The 7,699-nt window shown below is 73.6% G+C and carries 8 protein-coding genes; 5 read left to right on the forward strand and 3 right to left on the reverse strand.

The genetic code is table 11. The features are described 5' to 3' along the window. Positions 1 to 673: 673 nt before the first annotated feature. Positions 674 to 1,426 (reverse strand): CDP-alcohol phosphatidyltransferase family protein, encoded by a 753-nt coding sequence (locus V7E45_RS33345; protein WP_333777982.1) that lies wholly within the window; start codon positions 1,424 to 1,426, stop codon positions 674 to 676. A gap of 49 nt (positions 1,427 to 1,475) precedes the next feature. Next, positions 1,476 to 1,805 (reverse strand): hypothetical protein, encoded by a 330-nt coding sequence (locus tag V7E45_RS33350; protein WP_333777983.1) that lies wholly within the window; start codon positions 1,803 to 1,805, stop codon positions 1,476 to 1,478. A gap of 213 nt (positions 1,806 to 2,018) precedes the next feature. On the opposite strand from V7E45_RS33350, the gene V7E45_RS33355 reads away from it, so the two are divergent. The 4 genes from V7E45_RS33355 to V7E45_RS33370 are packed head-to-tail and all read left to right on the forward strand — an operon-like array spanning position 2,019 to position 5,055. Beyond that, positions 2,019 to 2,951 carry an NAD-dependent epimerase/dehydratase family protein gene (locus V7E45_RS33355; protein WP_333777984.1) on the forward strand — a complete coding sequence of 311 codons (933 nt, stop codon included), beginning with the start codon at positions 2,019 to 2,021 and terminating at the stop codon, positions 2,949 to 2,951. Further along, the gene (locus V7E45_RS33360; protein WP_333777985.1) at positions 2,948 to 3,931 is read left to right on the forward strand and encodes an RNA polymerase sigma-70 factor; all 984 of its coding nucleotides are present in this window, start codon (positions 2,948 to 2,950) and stop codon (positions 3,929 to 3,931) included. The genes V7E45_RS33355 and V7E45_RS33360 overlap by 4 nt, the downstream gene beginning before the upstream one ends. Before the next feature lie 21 nt (positions 3,932 to 3,952). Continuing rightward, a complete protein-coding gene (locus V7E45_RS33365; RefSeq protein WP_333777986.1) occupies positions 3,953 to 4,303 on the forward strand; it encodes a metalloregulator ArsR/SmtB family transcription factor in 351 nt (116 codons plus the stop codon). Beyond that, positions 4,300 to 5,055: a DUF2071 domain-containing protein gene (locus V7E45_RS33370; protein ID WP_333777987.1), complete on the forward strand. Its 756-nt coding sequence runs from the start codon at positions 4,300 to 4,302 to the stop codon at positions 5,053 to 5,055. Before V7E45_RS33365 ends, V7E45_RS33370 begins: the two co-directional genes overlap by 4 nt. Here the strand turns inward: V7E45_RS33370 and V7E45_RS33375 are convergent. After that, positions 5,022 to 5,834 (reverse strand): SGNH/GDSL hydrolase family protein, encoded by an 813-nt coding sequence (locus V7E45_RS33375; protein WP_333777988.1) that lies wholly within the window; start codon positions 5,832 to 5,834, stop codon positions 5,022 to 5,024. The two genes, V7E45_RS33370 and V7E45_RS33375, sit on opposite strands and share 34 nt — an antisense overlap. A gap of 330 nt (positions 5,835 to 6,164) precedes the next feature. Between V7E45_RS33375 and V7E45_RS33380 the strand changes: the two genes are divergently transcribed. Continuing rightward, positions 6,165 to 7,340, forward strand: a complete 1,176-nt coding sequence (locus V7E45_RS33380; RefSeq protein WP_333777989.1) for a S1 family peptidase — start codon at positions 6,165 to 6,167, stop codon at positions 7,338 to 7,340. The last annotated feature ends 359 nt before the right edge of the window (positions 7,341 to 7,699 follow it).

A 7,699-nucleotide genomic window follows, 5' to 3' on the forward strand; every position in this document is an offset into this window, starting at 1 on the left:
AGCCTCGCAGTTGCTCGGCCCGGTGTCGGCGGAGTCCGGCGCCCGCGAGGCCCGGCGACTGTGAGGCCGGGTGCCTGTGGAGCCTCGCAGTTGCTCGGCCTGGCGCCTGTGGAGTGCGGTGCTCGCGGCGCTCGGCGCCGGGGTCCGAAGTCTGTGATTCCCGCGCCTGCGGAGGCCGGTGCCTGCGAGGACTGGCACCTGGGGTGCCGGCACCTGCGGAGTCCGGCGCCCGAGTCCGAAGCCCGTGACGCCCCGCGTCTGCGGATGCCGGTGCCCGCGAGGTCTGGCGCCTGTGAGGCCGGGCGCCTGCGAGGCCTCGCACTCACTTGGCCTGGCGCTGCGATGCCCCGCGCCCGCGGAGTCCGGCGCCCTGAGGTCTGGCGCCTACGAGGCCGGGTGCCTGCGAAGCCCAGCACCCGCTCGGCCGGGCGCTGCGATGCCCCGCGCCCGCGGTAGTCCGGCGCCCCAGGGTCTGGCGCCTGTGAGGCCGGGCGCCCGCGAAGCCCCGCGCCCGCGAAGCCCCGCGCCCGCGGAGCCCCGCGCCCGTGAAGCCTCGCACCCGCGCAACCCCGGCCCCGCTGAGCCCGGCGCCCGCGGCGTTCTGCGCCTCGGCCCGGGCCGCCGGGGCCCGCAAGAGCACCCTTGCCCTACGGCGCGGGCACCGCCGGTCCCCTCACGCGCTTCGGCCCAGCGCGAGGGCCCGTGAGTGCTCCGCCGGGCGGCGGTGTGCGAGCTCGCGGTACCACTTGACGAGGAAGGCGGGCAGGAGCGCCGCGTGGGCGGCCAGCAGGGTGGCGTACAGCGCGAGGAAGACCTGCCGGTGGCCCAGGAACACGAACGTCATGCACAGCAGCCCGTAGTCCAGGGGCAGCAGCGCCATGCCGCGGACGGCGGACAGGGGCCTGCCCCCGGCGTCGGGCTCGGTCTGCCGTCTGCGCAGCTGCTCCGTCAGGATCCCGCCGAAGAACAGCAGCACGGCCGAGAACTGGAAGACGAGCGGGGCGAGCAGCAGGGCCGGATGCGGCAGGTCGAAGAAGCGGAAGAAGGAGATCAGGACGGCCGAGTGGATGCCCAGGAGCTTCCCGCAGTCCACCACGTGGTCAGACCACTCGCCGGTCGGGCTCGCGGTGCGGTGCAGCCGGGCCAGCTGACCGTCCGCGGAGTCGAGGGCGAAGCCGAGCACCAGGGCCAGGGCGACCCAGTGCCCGAGCGCCGGCACGGGCTGGCAGCAGGCGATGGCGACGAGAGCCGTGAACGTGACGGCGGCGCTGGCGGCGGTCACCTGGTTGGGAGTCAGCCCGGCCCGGTGCGCGCCGGCCGCGAGCAGCCGGCCGGCCGGCCGGTTGACGAACCGGGTGTAGAGGGACACTCCTCTACCGGGTTTCTGCGCCTCGGAGAGGTGCCTCAGCGCACTGGAGAAGTCCATTGTTCAACCTCGCACAGGAGCAAGTGGGTCGATCACCGCCCGAGAGTTCTCAAAGGCGCCCGCGCGGGTCGATTCCGAGGGTGGACGGCGGGCAGCGGCTGCCCTCGTCGTAGGTGGCACACAGCCGTCGCACCCGGGTGGCCGTACCCCGGCGGTGCTCTCCCCGGAGCACGCGCCGGCAGGAACAGGAGCCGCGGTCCAGGGCCGGCGAGGCCGTCGAACGGCGCGGGTACCACAGCGGGTCCTCAGGGCTCAGGAACGCCCCGATGCGCGGCGAGCCCTTCGCATCGTTGTGGCCCACGCGGTGGCCGCACTCCTGGAACTCGCCCATCGAAGGCTGCCTCACCACCGACGGCGGCCGGCTCACAAGGGAACTCATGGCCCCAACGTAGGTTTCGTGGCGCCCCCCACCCGATGGGACGAGCGGACTGGTCACAAGATCCATCCATTCGGCGGTGGCCGGGCCCCCGGCCGCCGGCCCGCCGAGCCTGCCGAGCCGAGCCGCCGCACCCGCCGCACCGATGTCACGAACGACGGGGCTGTCCCGTCTCGAGTCCGGGAGACGATTCCCCGAACCTGGAGGACGACGATCATGCGGGTGTTCGTGGCAGGCGGCAGCGGGGTGCTGGGGCGGCGGCTGGTGCCGCAGCTGGTGGCGCGGGGGCATCAGGTGACGGCCACGACGACGAGCGCCGCCAAGCTGGGCCTGGTGCAGCGGCTGGGCGCGACGGGCGTCGTGATGGACGGGCTGGACGCGGAGTCGGTGGGAGAGGCGGTGGCCGCGGCCGGGCCGGACGCGGTCGTGCACCAGATGACCGCGATCTCCGTGGCGCACGCCGGCAAGCCCGACATCAAGCATCCGGACCGCTGGTTCGCCAGGACCAACCGGCTGCGCAGAGAGGGCACGGACCACCTGCTGGCCGCGGCCGCGGCGACCGGGGTGCCGCACGTCGTCGCCCAGGGGTACGCCAGCTGGAACGGGATCCGCGAGGGCGGCCCGGTGAAGACCGAGGACGACCCGCTCGACCTGCTCCAGGGCACGGCGGCGCAGGCCGGCCTGGAAACGCTGCGCTACGCCGAGGACGCCGTCCTCGGGGCCGGCGGCGCCGTCCTGCGCTACGGCGCGTTCTACGGCCCCGGCGCCATCGACGACCAGGTCGAGCTGATCCGCAAGCGGCAGTACCCGCTCGTCGGGCGGGGGACCGGCTACAGCTCGTGGGTGCACCTCGACGACGCCGCGGGCGCCACCGTCCTGGCCGTGGAGCAAAAAGCCCGGGGCGTGTTCAACATCGTCGACGACGAGCCCGCCCCCGCGAGCGAGTGGCTTCCCTGGCTGGCCGCCTGCGCGGGAGCGAAACGGCCGATGCGGGTCCCGGTGTGGCTGGCCCGGCTGCTCGCCGGTGACCAGGCGGTCGTCATGATGACCGAGGGACGCGGCTTCTCCAACGCGAAGGCCAAGCGCGAACTCGGCTGGGAACTGCGCCACCCGACGTGGCGCCAGGGCTTCGAGGAGGAGCTGGCATGACGGCGCCCGAGGGAAGCGGCACCACCCGTGCGGAGGAGTTCGAGGAACTGCGGCCGCTGCTGTTCTCGATCTCCTACCGGATCCTGGGCAGCGTGAGCGAGGCCGAGGACGCGGTCCAGGAGACCTGGCTCCGCTACGAGACCACCACGACGCGCCCCGTCTCGGTCACGGCGTTCCTCTCCTCGGTGGTGACCCGCCTCTCGATCGACGTGCTGCGCTCCGCGCGGGTCCGCCGGGAGGAGTACGTGGGGCCCTGGTTCCCCGAGCCGCTGCTCGCCGACCCCTACGAGGATCCGGCCCGGTCCGCGGAGCTGGCCGACTCGGTGTCGACGGCGGCCCTGCTCCTGCTCGAACGGCTCACTCCGCTCGAACGGGCCGTGTTCGTGCTGCGGGAGGTCTTCGGCTTCGGCTTCGCCGAGATCGCGTCGGCGGTGGGACGCGCCGAGCCGGCGTGCCGTCAGCTCGCGGTGCGGGCACGCCGTCACATGGACGCCGGTCGGCCGCGTTTCGCGGCCGACCGCAAGGAACGCGAGGAACTCGCCGAACGGTTCTTCGAGGCCTTCAGGGAGGGCGACGTCGACGGGCTGCGCGAGCTGCTCGCCGCCGACGTCCACCTGATCGGTGACAGCGGGGGCAAGGCACCGCGGTGGGGCAAGGGCGTGTTCGGTGCCGAGAAGGTGGCCTGGGCGCTCTCCGTCCTCCTCTCGCCGTTCCTGCGGGTCGGCGGCGTGGTGGAACCCCGCCAGGTGAACGGCCGGCCTGGCGCCGTCTTCCGCGACCGGGACGGCAAAGTGGTCAACACCTGGGCACTGGAGATCCTCGACGGCCGGATCCAGGCGATCCGCACCGTCCTCAACCCCGACAAGCTCGGTCACGTGGGCCCGGTGGCGGACGCCTGGGCGATCGTCGAGGAGGTACGACGGGCACGCCGCCCCGAGGAACCCCCGAGGGATCCGACGATTCCCTTGTTAGCTCCTTAGCCAACATGCTAAATATCTGGTGTGGCAGAAGCGCAGGACGAGACAGGGGTCTTCCGGGCCCTCGCCGACCCGACGAGGCGTCAGATCCTCGAGTACCTGAGGCAGGGCGAACTGGCGGCCGGCGAGATCGCGGGCAGGTTCCCGATCAGCGCGCCCTCCGTCTCACGGCACCTCGGGGTGCTCAAGGGGGCCGGCCTGGTCACCGAGCGCCGTGACGGCAACCGGATCCTCTACACCCTTGCCGAGGACCGCCTGGCGACCGGCGTCGGCCGGTTCCTCAGCGCCGTCTGCCCCGAGCAGATCGTGCTCCGCCACACCAGATGGCGCCCTGGGGCGCACAACGGAAAGTCCGAAGAACCGGGGGAAGCATGAGGCAGCCGCACCTGTCCAGCGTCATCGAACGACGGCTTCTGGTGAACTACCGGGTCGCCCCGGAGGCCGCGGCACGCCTCCTGCCCGAGCCGCTGCGCCCACAACTGGTACGGGGGTACGCGGTCGCGGGCATCTGCCTGCTGCGCCTCGGGGACGTACGGCCGGTGTGGACGCCCAAGGCGCTCGGGCTGCGCAGCGAGAACGCCGCGCATCGCATCGCCGTCGAGTGGGACGGTCCGGACGGCGTCGAGACCGGTGTGTACATCCCGCGCCGGGACACCGCCTCGCGCGTCAACGCCTGGGCCGGCGGCCGCGTGTTCCCCGGCGAGCACGGCCGCGCCGACTTCGAGGTGTGCGAGACGTCCCGCAGGATCCGTGTGGCGCTGGCGACCCGGGACGGCGACACGCGGGTGGACGTCACCGTCGACGTGTCCGACGCCCTGCGCGGCAGTCTGCTCTTCGCCGACCTCACCGAGGCGTCCCGTTTCTTCCGGCGCGGCACGAGAGGACTCTCGCCCACCCGGTCGGGCCACCTGGAGGGCATGGAGCTGCGCACCGACGCCTGGCGCGTGGAGGCCGGACGGGTCCGGGCCGCCGCGTCCTCCTTCTTCGACGACCCGGGCCGCTTCCCGCCCGGGGCCGCGACCCTGGACTGCGCGCTGGTCATGCGGAACGTACCGGTCGGTTGGCGGCCGCTGCCCAGCCCGCCGGGCGTCCCTCACACCGCCGCGCCGGCGAACAGCGGCAGGTAGCCGAGCGCCTGACCGGGCGCCGTGGGGTGGTACGACTCGGTGAGGTCCGTCCAGGTGACGCTGCGCAGCCACGGGCCGGCGGAGCAGATCTCGTGCCCGGCGAAGGTTGTCCGGGGGTCGGCGTAGACGAAGCCGTGGTCGAGGGCGTGCCGCGCGATCACGTTGTCGAGGTGGTCCACCGCGGCGTTGAGCGCCGACCGCTCGACGTCCTGGAGGCCGCCCGAACAGGTGCCGTGGAGCCGGTAGAAGTGCGGGTAGCCCAGCACCACCACACGGGCGGCGGGCGCCTTGCTCCGGACGGCCGCGTAGAGCCGGTCGAGGTCGCCCGCGAGCGTCCCGTCGACGTACGACAGCGCACCGCTGATCGCGGACAGGCAGGCGGTGCGGCCGGGGAGCACGCAGGTCGCCATGACCCGGCCGAAGCCGGCGTCACTGCCGCCCACCGTGACACTGACCAGGCCGGTACCGGGGCCGAGCGGACGGAGCTGCCCGGCCAGCACGTCCTTGGTCCGGGCGCCGTTGCACGCGGTGAAGGCGAACGAGGACGGCCGGTGCGCCGCTGCCCACAGGGCGGGGAACGCCCGGCCGCTGCGTAGACAGCCGGCGTCGGAGCCGAGGTAGTCGCCGGCTCCGACGCCGGCCGAGTAGGAGTCGCCGAGGGCCACATAGCCGGTGGCCGTCGTGCGGGGCGCCGGTTCCGCGGTCGCCGGGCCCGCGAGGGCGCAGGCGGCGGCGAGGAGCAGGGAGACCGCGTAGGACGCTGTCCGGGAGTGTCGCATACCTCTCCTGTACCGTCGCCCGGCGCGCTCCGCCCGGCACGCCCGCCCCTTCGGGCCGCCCGCCTTGACAGACGTTCTCCCTGGTGCGGCAGGTCGGTTGGACCCGCGTTCGCGAGGGGCGCGAGGCCGGTCCGGTCCGGCGGCGGTCTGCCCTTTCCCGGTCCGGCTTCACCCGATGGGCCGTCACCCGTCCAGCGGAGCACGACACGGAAGTGCTGCATTGGCATGGACCTGACGCTCAGGGATGGCTAGGCTCTGCCTCGCCACATGAGAGCGCTCTCAGAAATCGGCTGTTCCACCCCACCACTGGAACGACGAAGGGCAACTCCCATGCACCGCAGAAGACTTGTGCACCCACTCCTGGCCGCGTGCCTCATCGTCGGCGGCCTGAGCGCGGCGGGCGCCTTCCCCGCCTCGGCCACCGGCCCCACCAACCGGACCGCGTCCGGGACCGCCTCGGCCGAGCCCGCCGCCGACGGGATCCTGACCGCCATGAGGCGGGATCTCGGCCTCACCCGCGAGCAGGCCGAGACCCGGCTCAAGGCCGAGCGGGCCGCCTCGGCACTCGCCCCCAGGGCGCGCCGCGCGGCCGGCGGCGCCTACGCGGGCTCCTGGTTCGACCCCGGGCGCGGACGCCTGACGGTCGCGCTCACACCGCGGGCCACACCGGCCGCCCGCCGCACCATCGAAGCGGCCGGCGCCGACGTCCGTACGGTCGCGCACAGCGCCCGGCGGCTGGACGGCGTCAAGGCACGCATCGACCGGATGTCCGCCCCGTCCGGTGTGAGCAGCTGGCACGTCGACCCGAAGGCCAACAAGGTCGTCGTCGACATCGCCCGCTCCGCGCGCTCCGACAACGATGTCCGGCGGTTCCTGTCCCGGGCCCGCGCGACGGGGCCGGTCACCGTCCGGACCGTCCGTTCCGCCCCGCGCACGCTGGCCGCCGGCACGGTCGGCGGAGACCCCTACTACACGGGCAACGTCCGTTGCTCCATAGGCTTCTCGGTGTACGGCGGCTTCGTCACCGCCGGGCACTGCGCCCAGCCCGGAGCCGGGGTCAACGGCTGGGACGGCTCCTACATCGGCACCTTCCAGGGCTCCTCGTTCCCGGACAACGACTACGCCTGGGTGAGCGTGGGCAGCGGCTGGTGGACGGTCCCGGTCGTGCTCGGCTGGGGCACGGTGCCCGATCAGCTCGTGCGCGGCTCGGCCGTGGCCCCCGTCGGCTCCTCGGTCTGCCGGTCCGGGTCGACCTCCCATTGGCACTGCGGCACGGTGCTGGCCCTGAACGAGACCGTCAACTACAGCCAGGGCGCGGTGCACCAGCTGACCAGGACGAGCGCCTGCGCCGAACCCGGCGACTCCGGCGGCTCCTTCATCACCGGGGACCAGGCGCAGGGCGTCACCTCAGGCGGCTGGGGCAACTGCAGCGGCGGCGGCGAGACCTGGTTCCAGCCCGTCAACGAGATCCTCAACCGCTACGGCCTGACCCTGCACACGTACTGACCGCCACGCGGTCACCCGAGGGCCCTCCGCCTCGCTCGGAGGGCCCTCGGGCGTTCCGGGCGCCTGCCGGGGCACCGCCACCCCACCCGTCACACGCCCGTCCGGGAATCTCCGGGTCCGGATGCGTGCGCGTCCTGTGCAGAAAGAGTCACGAAGGCTCCTCCGGTGTTGCTTCGGGCTTTCAATCAAGGCCACGACCTGGGGTTCGAGCGGCGGGTTCCCCCGCGGGTGAGGGGATCCGGTGGAGGTGTGCGCGCCGGCGGCCGGCCGGCCCCCCGAACGGGGTTGATCTGCCCGCGACAACTCGGCACGCTCCCCTGACGCACCGGCGTGCCGCCGGGGCATCCCCCCACCCACCC

This window comes from Streptomyces sp. IBSBF 3136 (genome assembly GCF_036815105.1).
In the GTDB taxonomy this organism is placed as follows: Bacteria; Actinomycetota; Actinomycetes; order Streptomycetales; family Streptomycetaceae; genus Streptomyces.